This is a genomic window from Rectinema subterraneum, from assembly GCA_009768935.1.
In the GTDB taxonomy this organism is placed as follows: domain Bacteria; phylum Spirochaetota; class Spirochaetia; order Treponematales; family Rectinemataceae; genus Rectinema; species Rectinema subterraneum.
This window is the reverse complement of record WESA01000051.1, coordinates 1-17,725: the sequence shown is the minus strand read 5'-3', so window position 1 is coordinate 17,725 and position 17,725 is coordinate 1. Positions and strand designations below refer to the sequence as shown.

Below are 17,725 nucleotides of genomic sequence, written 5' to 3'. Positions count from 1 at the left end.
AAATTCTTACGTTAGATTTAATTTATCGTAAGATTTCGGATGCTCAGCGCACATTTATCGACAGCGCTTCGCAGCATGGCATCGAGCTAGCCTGCCCTTCCGGTTGCGGAAAGTGCTGTCATGGATTTATGCCCGATGTGCTTCCGATCGAGGCAGATTACATTGCCTATTATCTTCTCAGTAATAGCAAAGTCTTTTCTGCCGCTGAAGCGCCTTCTTTGCAAATCGCGTCTTCAGCTGAAAATCCTTCACCATGCCCTTTTCACGATCCCGACCGGCCTGGCGAAAACTGCCGCATCTATCCGGCTCGTCCTCTTGTGTGCAGGCTTTTCGGATATTCCGCAATCAAAGACAAAAATAATCGCCTTTCGTACCGCCTCTGCCGTTACATGCCAGCTCCGCAAGGGCTCGATGCGCGAATATTGGACCAAGACACTATTATCAGCAAGGTTGGCGCCCTGCCCCCGCTCATGACCGATTTTGCGATGGAAGTGCTCTCGCTAGATCCCTCGCAAGCTGCCGAGCGAAAACCTCTTATTGAGGCTATTCGTCCCGCTCTGGCGAGGATTGGCACGACGCTGCAGTACTGCCCGGAACCGAATGCCGCGTGATGGTAGTGCTTGCCGCGCCAGGCCGGTCAGCCCGGCTTGCCTATCGCCCGACTTGCGTGCTGCGCCGCACATGGTTAGTCTTTGCGTTGTAATGAGCCGCAAATATGTTGTCGTTGCCGGGAATATCGGCGCTGGAAAATCCACCCTCGTCAACCTGCTCGCCGAGCATCTCGGCTTTATTGCCTATTTCGAGCCTGTTTCTGAAAACCCTTTCCTTAAGGATTTTTATGCTGACATGCCGCGATGGGCATTCCAGAGTCAGCTTTTCTTCCTTGCGAACCGGGCTGACATGCACCGGCGACTCTCTGCCGATCCGCATTCAGTGGTGCAGGATCGCTCTCTGTATGAAGATGCGCAAGTTTTTGCAAAAAATCTTTACCAGCAAGGAATTATGGGAGAACGGGAATGGCGGGTCTACCAGAATCTGTACGAAACGCTCGCGGAGATTCTGCCTCACCCGAGCCTTGTGATTTACATCAGGGCTTCGGTGCCCACCTTGCAAGCGCGGATTGCGAGGCGCGGCCGCGACTTCGAGGCAGCGATTCCCGATTCCTACCTCGAAGGACTAAACAGACTCTATGAAGAATGGATTTCTTCGTTTACCCTGGCGCCGATTCTCACGATTCCGGGAGACAGCCTCGATTTCGTTGCAGAGTCGAGGGATTTGCAGGTAATTCTAAGGACAGTCCGCAAGCGGCTCGAGGACAATCAGCCGTATTTGTTTCCGTTCGAGATGTAACGAGCAAGCGCCTGGCGCCTTCGCGCAAATCACATTCGCATCAATTATCTTCGCGACAGCCGCACTCTGGCCTGCTGCTTTTTCTATCGAGCCCACCGCTCCAAAATTGAACTGTACCGTTGTGCCACTTCTTCTGCGATGTTTTCCCATGTCCGGCACAGGGTTTTTTGAGCCTGGTCGGCAACTTTTTTCAATGAATCTTTATCGGAAAGCGCGCGCACTACGGTCTGTGCAAAGTCAACTTTATCTTCGGAACAGAGGAAGCCATTTTCTTGATCTCTGATAAATTCTGCAGCATCGGATCCGCGGATAAGGACTGAAGGAGTTTTCATCGCCGCGGCTTCGCGCACAACCAGACCTGAAGTGTCATACAATGAAGGAAATAGAAATATATCTGCCCTCGCATAAATATCCTTGAGCAATTCTCGATCATAAATCACATCATGAAAGATGACCCGATCGGAAATCCCGAGCTGCCGCGCTAGGTCGACAAGCGTTTCTTTTGCATACCCTTTACCAACAAACACCATTCGGAAGTTGGGCAGCGCATCCATGACAGCCGGCAACGAACGCACTAAAAATTCAAGATTTTTTTCCAGGATATGCTGGCCGACGTACAGCCCGACAGAATATTCTTCTGGCAGCTTGAGATATTCCGCGCCTCGAGCCCAGCATTGCGTGATATCCGCCGGCGGCTCGAAATCGATGCCGTTTTCGACGACATCATAGGGACCTTTGTAGCCGTATTCGCGAAGCGTGAGCGCGACCGATTCCTGGGGCACCCATACATGATCCACACTGTAAAAAAAGTCTACAATGCGCTTCATTTGTTCATCGACGATGGGCTTGAAAGCAATCGCGCGCATGAGGTCATCCCTGTATTTTGAATGAAAGGTAGCGATTACCGGAATATGTTTTTCACGAGCGACGCGGAGCGCAAGGTTCCCCGCAGCAAATGGCGAATGCGCATGCACGATATCAAAATCGCGGTTTTTCAGTATAAATTGAAGACGAATATCCAGATCAGGCAGGCCAATGCGATATGGCGGGCGGACAATGGTTGGGATGGAAAGAAATCGAATGACAGGAAATGGGTCAGTATCTTTATAGTTAGGCACGAAAGGAGTAATCACATAGGTGGGGCCCAGTTTTTTTCGCAGCCAAAGCGCATAATTGCGAACAGTGACAGTGACGCCATCCATAATGGGTACGTATCCGTCGTTGAAAAGCCCAGTCACAATTGTGTCCATAAGGCATAAAAGTATCGGTAGGCACAATAAAAGTCAATGAAAACCCAGCTCCATGCGCCTGCCGGGTTTTGTTGACTTGTACCATGTGCCGGCATTACTCTAAAGAGAGGGAGGTGCACTATGGCAAAACTGGCGCTTTCATTAGCCGTTGTATGTGCGCTTTCAACAGCTCCTGGCTTTGCGCAGAGCTGGCCGGAAGGCAAAGATTCCGATCGCTTCGATGCAGGGCAAGGAGACCTGGAGATTGCTTTTCTGGGGCATGGGTCGCTTGTTCTCCTTTATAAAGGTTCGTACATCTATGTGGATCCGGTGAGTCAATACGCGAATTTCTCAAAATATCCCAAAGCTGACCTCATTCTTGTCACCCATGAGCACGGCGACCATCTCGATGCAGGGGCGATTGCAGTGCTCAGCAAAAATGGCACTCGCATCATTTTGCCGGAAGCTTCGCGCCAAAAACTGGGCAAAGGAGAAGCACTCGGACACAACCATACTGTCGAAGCGGCAGGCGTGCGTGTAATGGCGGTACCCGCGTATAATGTAACCCCGAACCGGACTGGCTATCATCCCAAAGACAGAAAAGATAATGGCTATGTAATTACCGCTGGTTCACTTCGAATCTATATCGCGGGCGATACCGAGCCCATTCCCGAAATGGCCAATCTTGACCCGATCGACATAACCTTCTTGCCCATGAATCAGCCCTATACCATGACCCCGGAGCAGGCGGCCGCTTCTGCGCGGGTCATCAAACCGAAAATTCTCTACCCTTATCATTTCGGCTCCACTGACACGGCCGCGCTTCAGAAGCTCCTTGCGGCGAATCCTGAAATCGAGGTCAGAATTAGGAATCTCCAGTAATGGCTCTGACAGACCGGAAAACTCAAGCTGGCGCGCATCCCGGCACGCATGATGAAGCCAATCCAGCCTCGTCTCACCCTAACGGGCACTCCAAATCCGACGCAAAGCTCATCAAGTCGGCTACCGATGTTCTCGAAGGCAAAAGCAAAAAAGGCTTCTTTGCGCGGATTCTGCCTTTTATGGGCCCGGCGTTTATTGCGAGCGTGGCCTATGTCGACCCAGGCAATTTTGCGACGAACATTTCGGGCGGCGCGCAATTCGGCTATCTTCTTTTGTGGGTCATTGTGGCCAGCAACCTCATGGCCATGCTCATTCAGGCGCTTTCGGCAAAACTGGGTATTGCAACAGGCAAAAATCTCGCGGAGCAATGTAGAATGCGCTATCCGCGCTGGTTTGTTGTTGCGCTCTGGTTGCTCATGGAGCTGGTCGCGATGGCGACCGATCTTGCTGAATTTCTCGGAGCGGCGGTCGGCTTCAATCTGCTCTTTGGCATTCCCCTGTGGGCCGCAGCCATTCTGACCGGCATCACGGCATTCATTATTCTCGCGCTTGAGCGCTATGGCTTCAGATCGCTTGAAGCTGTCATCACCGGATTTGTTTCGGTCATCGCAATTAGTTATGTTATTGAGATTTTCCTCGGCAAGCCCGATTGGGGACAGGTCGCGCACCATGCATTCGTGCCGGAATTCAAAGGGCCATCGAGCATTCTCCTCGCGGCGGGCATTCTCGGCGCCACCGTCATGCCGCATGCGATTTATTTGCATTCTTCGCTCATGCAGAACAGAGTCGTCGTCCGCGAGCCGGCGCTTCTGAAAAAGCTCTTCCGCTACGAAATCATCGATGTTGTTGTCGCGATGGGCGTGGCGAGCCTCGTCAATGGTGCCATGCTGATAATGTCGGCCTCAACATTTCACGCGCAGGGGCTCACCGAAGTAGGCTCGCTTGAAGAAGCCTATCGTACGCTGGAGCCGCTGCTTGGCAAGGCGGCGAGCTGGGTCTTCGCGATTTCGCTCTTGTTTTCCGGCCTTTCATCAGCATCGGTGGGAACAATGGCGGGGCAGATCATCATGCAAGGATTCATGAATTTCGAAATTCCGGTCTGGCTGAGGCGCATCATCACCATGGTTCCTTCTATTGTCATCATCGCGCTTGGTGTCGATCCGACAAAGGCGCTGGTTATAAGCCAGGTGTTGCTCAGTTTTGGTCTGCCGTTCGCGATTATCCCTCTTATTTCGTTTACCAGCAATGAGAAGCTGATGGGTGTTCTGGTGAACAGAAAGACCACGAAAGCGCTCGCCATTTTCGTCACCGGAGTGATTCTTCTTCTGAATGTCTATCTTCTTTATGTGACATTTGCTGGAGGCTGAACAGTGTACAAGAATATCATGGTGCCGCTCGATGGTTCATCTACTGCGGAAACCGCACTGCCCATGGCGATGTATCTCGCACAGGCATTCGAAGCCGATATTACCCTTTTCCATGCAATCGAAAAAAATCCGCCCGAGCAGATTCATGGTGAGCGCCACTTGGAACATGCCGAAGAGGCAAGGCGCTATCTCGAGGAAATCGCGCGCAGATTCCAGGGGAAGTACGCGTTCAAAGGGCGCATCCTGAGCCATGTCCACCTCGAAGAGAGCGCCGATGTCGCAACCAGCATTGCAGACCACATGACCGAGCTTGGGCCTGACCTTGTGGTCATGTGTTCCCATGGTAGAAGCAATTTTACGCAAGTCCTTATCGGGTCTTTGGCAACGCGGGTGATAGGGCTGGGGAGTGCGCCGGTTTTATTGCTGAAATCGGACGCGGCAGAGCGTAGCGCAACCAAAAGCGGCGCGCCAGGGATTGCGCATGTGGTCGTCGCGCTCGATAATGCATCAATTCATGATAAAGCAATAGATTATGGTAAAGAAATCTCCGAAGCTGTCCATGCCCGCCTCGTGCTTCTTTCGGTAGTCCCTACATTCAGCTCGCTGAAAGGTAAGGATGGGGGCTGGGGACTCATGTCGCCTGCTACCTCATCAGCCATTCTCGATATTGAAGAGCAGAAACTGCGCGAACATCTTTCTGCCCACCAGAAAAGCCTTGCGGAGGCAGGGATAGCATGTTCGATATCCGTACTGCGCGGCGATCCTGCCCACGAAATTACTGGTGTCGCGAAAAAGCTGGATCAGCCGCTTATAGTGCTTGGCACACACGGACGATCGGGAATGAAAGCGTTCTGGAAAGGGAGTGTCGCCGCAAAAATCGTTTCGCTGAGCAGTGCACCGATACTGCTTGTCCCGCTCCATGAATAAGCTGGCGTTGCACTTGCAGCGCTGCCGCCCTTGCCGTTGCGCGCCATATTCCATATTTTAGAAGCATATAACGTTTTGATATTGCTGGCTTAATAGCCGGCACAGGAGAATAGAAATGGCAACAATCACATTCAAAGGTAATCCCGTTCAGACCAGTGGAACTTTGCCCGCAAAAGGAACAAAAGCGCCGGATTTCCGCCTGACTGGAAGCGATCTCAAAGATGTCGGCCTCGCTGATTTCGCGGGCCTCGTGAAAATTCTGAACATTGTCCCTAGCCTCGATACCGGTGTGTGCGCCGCAAGCGCCCGCGCATTCAACAAGGCTGCAGCCTCGCTCGGGAACGTGGTCATTCTGACAATTAGCAGGGACCTGCCCTTCGCCCAGAAGCGCTTCTGCGAAGCCGAAGGTATCGACAAGGTCGTGACCCTCTCCGAGTTGCGCGACAGGGAATTTGGCAAGACCTATGGTGTCGAAATGATCACTGGCCCGCTCGCCGGGCTTTTGTCCCGTGCAGTCGTGGTGCTCAACAAAGACAATACGGTTGTCTATACTCAGCAAGTGCCGGAGATTGCGCAGGAACCCGATTACGAAAGCGCGCTATTAGCGGCGAAGAAAGCTCTGTAAAAAAAGCCCAGCGCGCGAAATAGTGCAAAATAGCGTGCAAAAATAAATTCGCAGCGGCCTGTTTTGCTATCCATGCAAAATTGCGCTGCGCAAGAAAGATAAAACCCCCGCTTACTCGGCTGTCGTGATCGAAAGCATGCCTCGCGCAACCAGCTCTTTGCCCACCGACAGAGCTGTCAGCCAAGTTTGCGCATGAGTATTTTCGGACTGCGGCGCTGGGTTGTGCAGCGAACCATCGGGAGCACTCGAGAGCGAAGACTCGAAGGTCGCGAGATCGTTGGCTTTGGCCCAGGCGTGCACATGCTCACCCTTTAGAATCTCGTGTACAAAATCGATTTTGATTCGGCTTAGGTGCGCCCCGGGCGGCATCGGAACAGCATCGCACAGCCAATTGATAAAGTGCGCATTGTTGACATGCCCGTTGTGGTCGATATGGCGTGCGCGTGCCTCGATGGAAAAGGCAGGCATAAAACCTTGTGCCGCAATGAAATCGGCGCTTGGAATATCTGCCTCTTCATGCTGCCCGAAGTTTGCGGATTGAAGCGCTTGTGCGAGCGCGGCAAATGCTGCGCCATCAATGCCAGGTTCAAGATCAGGAAAGGGCCATGGAATATCGGTGCGCAGGTCGATTGGCAGTGTCCGTTCCGGCCGCACGGCGCGGCGAGTTTTTATATCAACAACAATATATTCATACATCGCACCTGCGCATTTCACCCCTGAGCTGTCGACAAGCTCGATGCACCTCTGGGCGAAAAGCCTTTTTGTGCCCACAGGCCAGGTTCTCACCACGACAGTCTGCCCTTCCGGAGGCAGCCGTTCAATCCGAATATCGATACGCGCGAGCATCCAGGTCAGCCCTTTCGCCCACATATCCTCCATGCCGATACCCAGCGCCAAAGCGTGAGCGCCCGCTGCTTCCTGAAAGAAATTGGCGAGCGCAAAAGGCTTGAGCGGGCCGCCATAGCCACAGTCATAGCCTCTCACCACATATTGAAGTTCCATTGGTTGTATCATACTGCCATCCCTTCAGGCTTTTCATCTTATCCTTTCTCCAAATTTAAAAAAGGGGTCTGACCCCCATTTTTAAATTTTCCATGGTATACTAGCTGCATGTGTGGAATCGTCTCACTCGTCTACAAAGACGAAAACCCCTCGATGGGAAAAGAGGCCGAGGCTCTGCTCAAGCGCCTCGAGTATCGCGGCTATGATTCTACAGGCGCGTCATTCATCGGAAAAGACAAGCGCATCACACTGCGAAAACAGGTCGGCGCCCCTTCAAAAGTCTGCCCGCTGCTGAATATCCCTTCGTTCAGCGGCCAGCGCTTTATCGGGCAGGTAAGATGGGCGACCTACGGCGCAGTGACCGATGTCAACAGCCAGCCGCACCATGTGCGCTGCAAAGTCGAGCTTGTCGGCGCGCACAACGGCAACATCTCCAATACCGACACGCTCAAGGCATGGCTTACTGCTCGTGGCCATGCGGTTGTCTCCGATAACGACGGAGAAATAATCGTTCATCTCATCGAAGAGCAGTATGCCGCCGCGCAATCGCTCGCGAGCTCCGAACTCGCCCACTTGCGTAAAGCCTACGCGAATGCTGGCATAATCGAAGGAGTGCCCGACGGTGTCCTGCGCATGATCGAAGCAATCCGCAAAGCCGAATCTCTTGCGGAAGGCTCATATGCCGCTGCTGTCGCTGACCCTCAGCTCCCCGGCGTTTTTGCGATAAAATCGGGCTCATCCCTCTATGCAGGCATGGGAAGCGATTCGCACGGGGACTTTATTGTGCTTTCTTCCGACCTCACCAGTGTGCTGTCCAAAACGCGTGCCCTCATTCCTCTTTCCGAAGGCGAAGGCATTTGGTTCACCGACAAGCAGTACCTCATTTTCAGCCTGCAGGGCCAGCCATTTTTCTCGCATCCGCGCCTCAAACGCTCGAAACTCTCAATCAAAGATACCCAGCTCTCGCCTGAATACCAGCATTACATGGAGCAGGAAATTTCTTCGAGCCCGAACAACATCAACCAGGTGCTGCGCTACTATTTCCGGGATCCTTCGATCGAGCCGCTTGCCGAGCTGTTCGAAGAACGCAAAGATGACTGCAAAGAGACTGCGGACAAAATCGCTTCGCTCTCGGAGCGATTTGGAAGCGAGGCGCTGATCTCCGGCATGCGCGAAGTGTTTGATTCTTCTGCCTGGAATGAAGTAGAAGCGCGTGTCCAGAATGCGGGGGCAGCGCATTTTGTCGGGCTCGACTTTATCTCGGACGAGGCTGAGCTTCTTAAGGAACTTGCTGCCCTCGACCCGTTGTCAAGGGACCGGCTGCTCCTCATGGACAAAGTAATCGTATGGCGAAAGCGGCGTGCGGTGCTTCGCTACACAGGCGAACTGAAAAACGCGATTCACGAGGCATCGCATTCTGGCGGAAGGATTTACCTTGTCGCCTCGGGCACCTCCTACCATGCTGCGCTGACTGCTGCGTTTTTCTTCAACGAAATGGCACACATTCCGGTATATCCTTGCAACCCCGGTATTTTCCGCTCGATGTATTTCAATTGCCTGAGCTCGAATGACCTCATCATCGGCATCTCGCAATCAGGCGAAACAAAAGACCTCGTCGATATTTTCCAGGATGTGAAAAAGGCGAGCCCTTCGGTTCGCCTCGTGAGCATTGTGAACAACGAAAACAGCCGCATCCCGCAGGAACTTTCAGATTTCTACCTGCCCCTGCTTTGCGGGCCGGAAATAGCGGTCGCAGCCACCAAATCCTTCACAAGCCAGATCGCCATTCTCTATCTTATCGCTGCGAGTTTCTCGATGCCCGAGCAGCGGATTCGCGATAATCTGCTCAAGGCGAAAGACCTGATGACCGAAACGATCGAGACCCGCATGGGCGATATCGAAACGGTCGCCGCACATCTCTTTGCTGCGCCATCGATTCACATTCTCGGAACCGGGCTTATAGGGCTTGCGCGCGAAGGGGCGCTCAAAATACGCGAAGTCGTCCTGAACCACACCGAGGGCTACGACGCTGCGGAATTCAAACATGGACCGAACACGATTCTGGGCCGGAACACAATTCTCTCGCTTGCTGACATCGAAAAGCTCGTAGGAACAGAGCCGATACGCGGCATAGGCAATGAGCTGTTCGAAAAACTCACCAACAATTATCCGCTTGTCTTCATCTGCCCGCCTGAAGAACGCGATCGGCGCATCACAATAAGCCAGATCCACACCCACAAGATTCGCGGCGCTGACATCGTACTCATCGCTGAGCCTCAGCAGGAGCTGGCTCTTGCCGTGGAAGGCAAGCCGATGGGGGCTGAATCGTACTGGTCAAAGTACATTCCTTTGCCGCCCTCGGGCGACCCCTGCCTCTTTGTGTTCTCGGCAACAATTGTGCTGCAGTATCTGGCGTACCGCATGTCGGTGCGCAAAATGGAGTGGCTTGATTCGCTCGGAATACAAAACCACGGCGTACATCCCGATGCGCCGAAGAATGTCTCGAAATCGATTACGGTGGACTGAGGGGCGCTAACGCTGAGGGCGCCGCGGGGTATTGCGAGAGGCATTGCCGCAGCTGCAGCACTTGCCTCGCCCCTGCTATTTCCTGTCCGGCCTCGAGCCGCCAAGCCCGAGCTCAGCCCCATGCTCTGCAACAAAACGAGCCAATACCAACTTCAGCGCCGGCTCCTGCATCGCATTATAGAGCTGCGCTTCAAAAAACCCTCCAAGCTCGCCAGTATCGAGCCTCGTGCCATCGACGCGCGCGTAAGCGACCTTGCCTTTTTCTATCATCTTGTTGAGTGCGTAGACATGGTAGTACTCGCCCGACCCATGGTGCTCCCAACCTTGTGCCAGCCATCCAAAAAACTCAGGAGTATACAAAAAGCGGCCTATGGAAACTTCGTGGCTCGGCTCCGAGCCTGCCGCCGGCTTTTCGACAAATCCGCGCACACTCACGCCGTCCGGCGCAGGATCGATTACACCATAGCGCGAGACATCACCAGGCTCATAAATCGTGGCAAGCACGCATTTTCCGGTCTGCTCGTAGACTGACATGAGCTGGCGCGCAAGCGGCACCGTACCAATCACGATATCATCGGGATACGCAACGATGCAGGGCTCACCGCCAAGGAGGTGGCTCACCTGCATGAGCGCATGCCCCGTGCCCTTCATCTCGGCCTGGCGGACAAAAGAGATGCGCGCCGGGAACGGGCGGATTTTCTCGAGCCTGTCTTCCCTGCCTTCGCGCATGAAGAGCTCCTCGAGCTCGATCTCGCGGTCGAAATAATCTTCAAGAGCTTTTTTGCGCCGGCTCGAAATCACGATGATGTCGGTAATCCCCGAATCGACGAATTCTTTTGCAATGTACGCAATGCTCGGCGTGACGCCGATGGGGAGCATTTCCTTGGGGATAGTCTTAGTGACAGGAAGGAAGCGGGTACCATAGCCCGCCGCAACGATTATGCCTTTCATGGCAATTATTGTAACGGGCGGGGCAGCTCTTTGCAATTCGGGGCGGCCAGAATGGACTTGCGGGGGCGTTTCGTGCAATTTTGTGCTGAAAAAGCGAAAACCGGGCCGCGCACCTGCGATTCGGACATTTCGCGCAATTCCGAGCCGTACCAAGCCGGGCCGCGCTGCACCAGAAGCTGCTCCAGCCGCCGCACTCTGACCTTCGATCCAACCTCGCACCTTGACCCAAAAGCCCGAAGCCGTATAACGTAGAGCCTTGATTATGCGCCCCATACGCAAATTCCTGAATGTTTACAGCGGCCTCCCTTCATCGCTGTACGTGCTGTTCGCCGCGACGGTCATCAATTCGGTCGGAATGTTCGTGTTCCCCTTCCTTACGCTGTACCTCACCGGGCGGGTCGGAATGACCCAGCAAGAGGCAGGCTTTTTCATCATGATTGTGAATTTTGCCTACATCCCGGCAAATTTCATAGGCGGAAAAATCGCGGATACATTCGGGCGCAAGAAGCTGATGGTCGCCGCGCAGGTCCTGTCGGGGCTCTGCTATATTCCTTGCGGGTTTGCTGGCATCGGCGGCAATGTGCGGTGGTTTTTGCTCGCAAGCGTGTTCTTCGACGGGCTCACCGACCCCGCTCGCTCCGCCATGATGACGGACCTCACCACCCCTGAAACCCGGCGCAGGGCGTTTTCCTTGACGTATTTGGGGCATAATTTGGGGTTTGCGGTCGGCATGATGATCGCGGGCTTTCTGTTCGAAAAATCGACTTCCTGGCTCTTCTGGGGGAATGCAATCGCGATTCTTGCCGCAGTCAGCCTTGTTGCCCTGAAAGTGCCCGAGACAAAGCCCTCCCGCGAACAGGTGGAAGCGAGCTTCGGTTCGGGCGCGACAGACGAGGCGCATCGAGGCAACATCATCCAAGCGCTCCTTTCGAGGCCGTATCTTGTTATGTTCACTATTCTTACCGGGCTGTATGGCTTTGTCTATGCCCAGCACCGTTTTGCGCTGCCTCTGCAGACAAAAGAATTTTTCGGTGCCCGGGGATCGGTGATCTATGGAACCCTCATGACGCTCAATGCGACGATGGTGATTGTGCTGTCGACCCCAATAATGGCTCTTACGCAGCGATGGAAGCCAATCAACGCAGTTGCGCTTGCGGGCATCTTGTTCGCGCTTGGCTTCGGGCTCATCGGCCTCGCTCCCTCAGTTTTGCTCATGTATCTGACGACGGCTATCTGGACGCTTGGCGAGATTGTGAACGCGACAAATGAAGGCACGTACGTCGCGAACCACACTCCGATTTCGCACAGGGGCCGATTCCAGGCTGTTCTTCCTCTGATTGGAGGATTGGGCTGGAGCGTGAGCCCTCCGGTTGTAGGCTGGTTTACGGATCGCTTCGGGCTAAAGACTGCATGGCCATACTTGGGCCTTATCGCTGCGCTGGCATGCATCGGCATCTGGTATCTTGGGATTATCGAAAACAGGCCGGGAAGAAAATTGGGCAAGGCGCGCGCTATGTAAGCGGCATTTCGCCAGCCTTTTAGTGGCCTTGTGCCGGTCTCAGGCGCCCAACCGATTCATCAATTGATACAATATGTTGTATTTCTCCGCGAATAGTCGTATGCTATAGAATATTCGGCGCTTTCAATGCGATATGTTCTTTTTTCAGGTATCTTTTTTGCCGATGTATACAAGAAGAGCGCTGGATGGGCGATATTGGATTTGAACCAATGACTTCCACCGTGTGAAGGTGGCACTCTCCCACTGAGTTAATCGCCCACTCAGCACTCTCGAGCGGCATCCTAGCAAACGATGCCTTGCTATGTCAAGGATAGACCTGAAAGAGGCTGGATGTGAGAATTGATCATGTAGTGACCCGTGCTGATCGCATAGATCATGAACAAAACAGGCGGATACATTTTCAATCTCCAGCTGAAGAAATAAAAATCGAACTGACGCGGAAGTCGCTTCATCTCCTTATCATCATCTGCATTCCCCTCCTCGACATTTCTCCGGCTGTTCCGATTGTAGCCTTGCTGATTGGAATGCTTGTGTATTCCACGAGTGAATGGCTCCGGCACAGGGGAATCATCGTTCCAATCATCGCGCCAATTACCGAACACGCAGCACGGCGCCGCGATGGCAATCGATTTGTCATAGGGCCCATTACCCTTGCGCTTGGCGCGTTGCTCGCAATCATTATCTTCGATCCGCTGCAGGCAAAAGTGGCTATTCTTGCGCTTGCAATCGGCGACAGCTTCTCCAGTTTGATAGGGAAATCGTTCGGACGCATCCCGATGCCTCTCTCCGGCGGAAAATCTTTCGAAGGATCTGTTTTCTGTTTTCTGACTGTGCTTGTCGCTGTCTTTGTTTTTACGGGCAAATTCATTCCCGCGCTTATCATTGCTGCCGCAACTGCGTCTGTGGAGTTCTGGCCGACAAAGGATTGGGACAATATATTGATTCCGCTTGCAGCGGGAATCATCGCTTCTATTGTGCTCTAGCGCGCTCCAGCCCAAAAAATCGAGCTCGGTCTTCCATGCCGCCTGTGCGCTCTCGCCCTCATTTCCAGATATAGATTTTGTGAAGCCTCTTGATCACCCCGAACAAGCCCGCTGCAAAAAGCAATGCAATTCCAATTCCCCCCATGAGCGGACGCGTATTCCACAGCCACACCCAGGAGCCCGCAGCAATGGTCAAACCGATTCCCGCAAACACATACGAAGAATCTTCTTTGAGCCGCGCTGCCACGACATAGTCTATAAAGTTGATCACAATGAGCGAGATGGTAACAATCATGGTAATGTCGCGATATCCCGCCGCGAGCATGAAAGACGACTGAAAACGATCGATACTGATGGGTATGAGCATGGCTATCATCGCACCGAACAGAATTGCAAGGAGGTATCCGGTCTGAGGTCGCTCATGTCCGATGCCGACAGCGTACAGCCCCGAGATGAAAAGCGATATCAAGCCGGTAAATCGGGCACCGTACACCACCCGCGTCAGCGAAACAAGTGGTCCAATCGATGTGCTTCGCTGGGAAATGATGAGCATGACAAGCCTGAGCGCCTCTGCATCGACCAGAAATGCCCAGAGTGCGATTAAATATACCTCTGCCGACACCGTTTTTTGAAACGTAAAAAGAACGATGATGAGCACCGCACTTGAGCAGAGCAGCAAAAAGCAAATTTGCAGAGCTGCCGCCAGCTGGATGCCCACCGGCGCTCCGAAGAAAAAGTATTCGGTATACAGCCTTGCATCAGCCAGAAAGAACGGAAGCCGTTTATCGGTTCCTGTGCGAATCGCGAGCAGGATCGAGCCAGCGAGCGCCAGAACACTGACGATCGAGAAAATCCAGTATGTAAAACGAAAATTCCGCGTTGTCACATCCTTATCCTACTTTATTCCGGCGATTGATTGAAGCATCGCTTTTCACTATAGTATGGCGAATTCCCACTACTTGAGGTGCAGTATGGCAGAAAAGATTACACCGCGCGAAGTCGATTATTCCCAATGGTACATCGACATCATCCTGAATGCGAAACTGGCAGACTATTCGCCGGTGAAAGGCAGCATGGTGATCCGGCCGCGTGGCTATGCGATCTGGGAAAAAATTCGCGACGAATTCGACCGGCGTTTCAAGGAAACCGGCCATGAAAATGCATATTTCCCCTTGCTCATACCGATGAGCTTCCTGGAAAAGGAAGCTGAACATGTTGATGGCTTCGCGCCGGAGCTTGCAGTCGTGACGCATGGCGGTGGCGAGAAGCTCGAGGAGCCATACTGCATTCGTCCCACCAGCGAGACCATCATCTGGGCCATGTATCGCAACTGGATCCAGTCCTGGCGCGATCTGCCGCTTCTCATCAACCAGTGGGCGAATGTCGTGCGCTGGGAAAAGCGAACCAGGCTCTTTTTGCGCACATCGGAATTCCTATGGCAGGAAGGGCATACGGCTCACGAAACCGAGAAGGAAGCCCGAGAGGAAACCCTGCGCATGCTCGAAGTGTACCGCGATGTCGTCGAACGCTATCTGGCGGTCCCTGTAGTCCCCGGGCTCAAGAGTGAGAGCGAAAAATTCGCAGGCGCAGTCGACACCTATTCAATCGAAGCAATGATGCAGGACAAGAAGGCGCTGCAAGCTGGCACAAGCCATTTCCTCGGTCAGAATTTCGCCAAAGCTTTCGACGTGAAGTTCCAGAGCAGGCAGGGTGAGCTCGAGTACGTCTGGGCAACCAGTTGGGGCGTGTCGACCCGGCTCGTCGGCGCGGTCATCATGACGCATTCAGACGATAAAGGCCTTGTGCTGCCGCCTACCCTCTCGCCGGAGGATGCGGTGATCATTCCTATTTACCGCAACGACACGAAAGCTGCGGTGACCGCCTTCGCGGAAAAGCTGCAGGCCGAGCTGCGCGCAGCGGGCTTCAAAATCGTGCTAGATATCGATGATTCCTCGAGCCCGGGCTGGAAATTCGCGGAGTGGGAAATGCGCGGCACGCCGGTGCGCATCGAAATTGGCCCACGCGACATGCAGGCCGGGCAGGTCGTTATGGTTCGCAGGGACACGGGCGAAAAACTATTTGTGCCGGTCGGAGAAGCGGGCGCAAGGCTCAGGGAACTGCAGACGCAGATTCAGGCTTCGCTCTATGAGCGCGCAAAGGCATTCCACGACGCCAATACGGTGCCGGTGAGCACGCTCGGCGAACTCATCGAGTTCTTCGGTGTGGAAACCGCAGGGACATCCGGCGCAAAGGGCGGCTTTGCCGAAGCGCTGTGGTGCGGTTCTGCTGAATGCGAAGCATCGCTCAAAGAAAAAACCAAAGCGACGCTGCGGTGTATCCCGCTTGGCAAACAAGACCATATCGAAGGAAAATGTGCGATTTGCGGCGCGCCCGCAAAGCACCGCGCGATTTTCGCACGGAACTACTGAGTCGTCCAGCCTTGATTACAGCCCTGTTCCAGCCGAGCTTTCCCAGAGGTCTTGCACAAAAAGGTTAACCGGGCTGGTTTGATACGCGGTGAGCACTATTTCATTCTGAGCGCCCTGCGTTGTGCTCACGCTCACTGCAACGGGAGCAGCGCTTACAGTCCACGAATCGATCAGCGCGATATCGCGCGAAGTCTGGCTGTTCCACGCGATGCCGATCCAGAAACTCGCCGCTGCTGCAACTGCGGTGATAGCCGCAGAAAAGGCGATACGCCGAACTTTTCGTGGGCGTTGCTCAGCCTTGCGATACACATCAGCAAAGTCCGGGAAAGAGGGAGCAGACGACATCGCTGCGTCTTTCAGCGCGTCTTTGAGATAGATTTCTTTCTTTTCAGCGGAGCTCATACCCCATCTCCTTGAGCATCACGCTCAGCTTGTCCCGCACGCGGAACAGGCGCGATTTTACTGTTCCAACCGGCAAATTGTACATTGCGCCCAGCTCTGCAAGCCCTTTTCCTTCTACTTCGTGGAGGTAGAGCATCGAGCGATCTTCCGGATCGAGGCGTTGCATCGCCTTTGCAAGCATCTGGTTTGCTTCTTCCTGAAGGACATTCGCTTCTCCAGTAGAATGCGGGCTCTCAAGAGAGAGCGAATCAAAATCTTCTACCGACATCGAACGCGCACTATGCCGCGCGCGGGAACGGATCACATCAAGGCTCGCAGTCCTGCAGATGCCGTAGAGATAGCCCCCAAGAGAGCTTTCTTTTCGCCAGCGGGGAAGCGCTTTGTAAATCCGGATCAGCGACTCCTGCGCTGCTTCCTCAGCTAGCTCCGGATCGAATGCCACAAAAGTTGCACAATATCCACGAATCCGATCCCACCAGCGCCACATGAGGCGCTCGAATGCGCCTTTGTCACCTTTTGCCGCGTGTTCCGCGAGCGAAAGGTCGACAGGATCATCGCCTGCGGGCAGAGAAACCTGTGCCGTAGCGGCGCTATCGTCCGGCTTGAGACGGCCGAATTCTTTTTTTTCTGCGCTCATTGCACGCACCAATAATTCATTGCTGTTCATAATATAATGCTTTTTGATACGCGCAGCGCGGCTGCCATGCGCAATCGCACCGTCGCACTCACATAATCCTCCGCAGCACTTTCAGAAGCCTGGTATAGCGATCAGCTTCATCAGGGCTCAATCCCTTCGCGCTGAATGAATTAGCAAACTTGCCGGCCTTTTCCGACATTCTCGCCTCTCGCACAAGAAGCAGTACCGACTGCCAGCGCTGCTCGCCGAGAATCTTGCGAATTTCCACCTGGCGCTCAATCTGGATCATCCTCACCGTTTTTTCCCATTCGAGACTTTTGGCAACTGCATCTTCGATCTGCGCCATATCAGGGTTCGGTTCGAGCAGCATGTTGGCGACCTTTGTCTGCAAGATCTTTATTTCATTCTGCGCTTTCACAAGCTCGAGCTCGCGCGCCGCGAGGGTCTTTTCGAGCTTGTCCAGGTCATCGTTGGTCAAATTGAGGCTCTTGAACCATTCACGCACTGCAGATGGGCCCATCACACCTTGCATGCCCATACCCGGCCCGCCCTGCGCACTCACCAGCGCAACAGCCGCGATCAGAAACAGCATAACGAGCAGTTTCGCCCGGTTCGATTTCATACACTCCTCCACTCTTCATATAATTGTCGCACGCTGGCGCCATATGGTTCCAAGAATTATAGCACAATCGAGTAGGAGGGGGCCTCACGGCCCCCGACCTCTCACACCACCGTACGTACGGTTCCGTATACGGCGGTTTCCAGAATACTACCTACTTAAACATAGTCTATCAATCATCGAAACGAGTCCCATGCTATCTCACGCATGGTACCGCGTTCGACCAGACGCTCAATCAACTTTGTCGTTTCGGGGTTCGTCTCTTCCGTTCTCGTCA

17 protein-coding genes and 1 tRNA gene are annotated in these 17,725 nt (G+C 53.7%); 10 read left to right on the top strand and 8 right to left on the bottom strand.

Features of this window, described 5'->3' with window-relative positions; translation table 11 throughout:
* The coding region (locus GAP13_RS11100) for a YkgJ family cysteine cluster protein (RefSeq protein ID WP_222126208.1) at positions 1-611 on the top strand (611 nt) is incomplete at its 5' end.
* A 91-nt stretch (positions 612-702) separates the two neighbouring features.
* The gene (locus GAP13_RS11095) at positions 703-1,350 is read left to right on the top strand and encodes a deoxynucleoside kinase (protein ID WP_158908388.1); all 648 of its coding nucleotides are present in this window, start codon (positions 703-705) and stop codon (positions 1,348-1,350) included.
* Between the two features lie 83 nt (positions 1,351-1,433).
* Here GAP13_RS11095 and GAP13_RS11090 read toward each other — a convergent pair whose 3' ends face one another.
* Complete coding sequence (locus GAP13_RS11090) at positions 1,434-2,600, bottom strand: glycosyltransferase (protein WP_158908387.1); 1,167 nt, start codon at positions 2,598-2,600, stop codon at positions 1,434-1,436.
* 120 nt (positions 2,601-2,720) lie between these two features.
* On the opposite strand from GAP13_RS11090, the gene GAP13_RS11085 reads away from it, so the two are divergent.
* The 4 genes from GAP13_RS11085 (at position 2,721) to tpx (ending at position 6,380) form a co-directional block, all read left to right on the top strand.
* On the top strand, positions 2,721-3,461 hold the full coding sequence (locus tag GAP13_RS11085; RefSeq protein ID WP_158908386.1) for an MBL fold metallo-hydrolase: 741 nt from the start codon (positions 2,721-2,723) through the stop codon (positions 3,459-3,461).
* Positions 3,461-4,828, top strand: coding sequence for an Nramp family divalent metal transporter (locus tag GAP13_RS11080; protein ID WP_158908385.1), 1,368 nt, complete (start codon positions 3,461-3,463; stop codon positions 4,826-4,828). Before GAP13_RS11085 ends, GAP13_RS11080 begins: the two co-directional genes overlap by 1 nt.
* Positions 4,829-4,831: 3 nt before the next feature.
* Positions 4,832-5,755: a universal stress protein gene (locus tag GAP13_RS11075; protein WP_158908384.1), complete on the top strand. Its 924-nt coding sequence runs from the start codon at positions 4,832-4,834 to the stop codon at positions 5,753-5,755.
* A 115-nt stretch (positions 5,756-5,870) separates the two neighbouring features.
* Entirely contained in the window at positions 5,871-6,380 is a 510-nt protein-coding gene (gene tpx / locus GAP13_RS11070; RefSeq protein ID WP_158908383.1) for a thiol peroxidase, read from the top strand.
* 111 nt (positions 6,381-6,491) lie between these two features.
* Here tpx and GAP13_RS11065 read toward each other — a convergent pair whose 3' ends face one another.
* A complete protein-coding gene (locus GAP13_RS11065; RefSeq protein ID WP_158908382.1) occupies positions 6,492-7,394 on the bottom strand; it encodes an acyl-[acyl-carrier-protein] thioesterase in 903 nt (300 codons plus the stop codon).
* Positions 7,395-7,490: 96 nt separating this feature from the next.
* Here GAP13_RS11065 and GAP13_RS11060 point away from each other — a divergent pair, with 96 nt between their 5' ends.
* Positions 7,491-9,908 (top strand): SIS domain-containing protein, encoded by a 2,418-nt coding sequence (locus GAP13_RS11060; RefSeq protein ID WP_158908381.1) that lies wholly within the window; start codon positions 7,491-7,493, stop codon positions 9,906-9,908.
* Positions 9,909-9,983: 75 nt separating this feature from the next.
* On the opposite strand, the gene GAP13_RS11055 is transcribed toward GAP13_RS11060, so the two are convergent.
* On the bottom strand, positions 9,984-11,132 hold the full coding sequence (locus GAP13_RS11055; RefSeq protein ID WP_241864352.1) for a sugar phosphate nucleotidyltransferase: 1,149 nt from the start codon (positions 11,130-11,132) through the stop codon (positions 9,984-9,986).
* On the opposite strand from GAP13_RS11055, the gene GAP13_RS11050 reads away from it, so the two are divergent.
* Positions 11,122-12,378, top strand: coding sequence for an MDR family MFS transporter (locus tag GAP13_RS11050; RefSeq protein WP_158908380.1), 1,257 nt, complete (start codon positions 11,122-11,124; stop codon positions 12,376-12,378). The genes GAP13_RS11055 and GAP13_RS11050 overlap by 11 nt on opposite strands.
* Before the next feature lie 186 nt (positions 12,379-12,564).
* Here GAP13_RS11050 and GAP13_RS11045 read toward each other — a convergent pair.
* Positions 12,565-12,636 (bottom strand) — tRNA-Val (locus GAP13_RS11045).
* A 74-nt stretch (positions 12,637-12,710) separates the two neighbouring features.
* On the opposite strand from GAP13_RS11045, the gene GAP13_RS11040 reads away from it, so the two are divergent.
* Positions 12,711-13,361: a diacylglycerol/polyprenol kinase family protein gene (locus GAP13_RS11040; protein ID WP_158908379.1), complete on the top strand. Its 651-nt coding sequence runs from the start codon at positions 12,711-12,713 to the stop codon at positions 13,359-13,361.
* Between the two features lie 58 nt (positions 13,362-13,419).
* Here GAP13_RS11040 and GAP13_RS11035 read toward each other — a convergent pair whose 3' ends face one another.
* Positions 13,420-14,247: a hypothetical protein gene (locus GAP13_RS11035; protein ID WP_158908378.1), complete on the bottom strand. Its 828-nt coding sequence runs from the start codon at positions 14,245-14,247 to the stop codon at positions 13,420-13,422.
* 85 nt (positions 14,248-14,332) lie between these two features.
* Here GAP13_RS11035 and proS point away from each other — a divergent pair, with 85 nt between their 5' ends.
* A complete protein-coding gene (gene proS, locus GAP13_RS11030) occupies positions 14,333-15,790 on the top strand; it encodes a proline--tRNA ligase (RefSeq protein WP_158908377.1) in 1,458 nt (485 codons plus the stop codon).
* A gap of 15 nt (positions 15,791-15,805) precedes the next feature.
* Here the strand turns inward: proS and GAP13_RS11025 are convergent, their stop codons facing one another.
* The 3 genes from GAP13_RS11025 to GAP13_RS11015 all read right to left on the bottom strand — a co-directional run bounded on the left by GAP13_RS11025 (position 15,806) and on the right by GAP13_RS11015 (position 17,451).
* Positions 15,806-16,192 carry a hypothetical protein gene (locus tag GAP13_RS11025; protein ID WP_158908376.1) on the bottom strand — a complete coding sequence of 129 codons (387 nt, stop codon included), beginning with the start codon at positions 16,190-16,192 and terminating at the stop codon, positions 15,806-15,808.
* The gene (locus GAP13_RS11020) at positions 16,179-16,829 is read right to left on the bottom strand and encodes an RNA polymerase sigma factor (protein WP_158908375.1); all 651 of its coding nucleotides are present in this window, start codon (positions 16,827-16,829) and stop codon (positions 16,179-16,181) included. Before GAP13_RS11020 ends, GAP13_RS11025 begins: the two co-directional genes overlap by 14 nt.
* Positions 16,830-16,917: 88 nt before the next feature.
* Positions 16,918-17,451: a periplasmic heavy metal sensor gene (locus GAP13_RS11015; protein ID WP_158908374.1), complete on the bottom strand. Its 534-nt coding sequence runs from the start codon at positions 17,449-17,451 to the stop codon at positions 16,918-16,920.
* Between the last annotated feature and the right edge of the window lie 274 nt (positions 17,452-17,725).

What these genes read in the sequence shown, in the direction of transcription:
- GAP13_RS11020 (WP_158908375.1), bottom strand. Translation starts at nt 16,829, where the DNA reads ATGAGCGCAGAAAAAAAAGAATTCGGCCGTCTCAAGCCGGACGATAGC.
- proS (WP_158908377.1), top strand. Translation starts at nt 14,333, where the DNA reads ATGGCAGAAAAGATTACACCGCGCGAAGTCGATTATTCCCAATGGTAC.
- tpx (WP_158908383.1), top strand. Translation starts at nt 5,871, where the DNA reads ATGGCAACAATCACATTCAAAGGTAATCCCGTTCAGACCAGTGGAACT.
- GAP13_RS11015 (WP_158908374.1), bottom strand. Translation starts at nt 17,451, where the DNA reads ATGAAATCGAACCGGGCGAAACTGCTCGTTATGCTGTTTCTGATCGCG.
- GAP13_RS11055 (WP_241864352.1), bottom strand. Translation starts at nt 11,132, where the DNA reads ATGGGGCGCATAATCAAGGCTCTACGTTATACGGCTTCGGGCTTTTGG.
- GAP13_RS11095 (WP_158908388.1), top strand. Translation starts at nt 703, where the DNA reads ATGAGCCGCAAATATGTTGTCGTTGCCGGGAATATCGGCGCTGGAAAA.
- GAP13_RS11085 (WP_158908386.1), top strand. Translation starts at nt 2,721, where the DNA reads ATGGCAAAACTGGCGCTTTCATTAGCCGTTGTATGTGCGCTTTCAACA.
- GAP13_RS11065 (WP_158908382.1), bottom strand. Translation starts at nt 7,394, where the DNA reads ATGATACAACCAATGGAACTTCAATATGTGGTGAGAGGCTATGACTGT.
- GAP13_RS11090 (WP_158908387.1), bottom strand. Translation starts at nt 2,600, where the DNA reads ATGGACACAATTGTGACTGGGCTTTTCAACGACGGATACGTACCCATT.
- GAP13_RS11050 (WP_158908380.1), top strand. Translation starts at nt 11,122, where the DNA reads ATGCGCCCCATACGCAAATTCCTGAATGTTTACAGCGGCCTCCCTTCA.
- GAP13_RS11080 (WP_158908385.1), top strand. Translation starts at nt 3,461, where the DNA reads ATGGCTCTGACAGACCGGAAAACTCAAGCTGGCGCGCATCCCGGCACG.
- GAP13_RS11025 (WP_158908376.1), bottom strand. Translation starts at nt 16,192, where the DNA reads ATGAGCTCCGCTGAAAAGAAAGAAATCTATCTCAAAGACGCGCTGAAA.
- GAP13_RS11060 (WP_158908381.1), top strand. Translation starts at nt 7,491, where the DNA reads ATGTGTGGAATCGTCTCACTCGTCTACAAAGACGAAAACCCCTCGATG.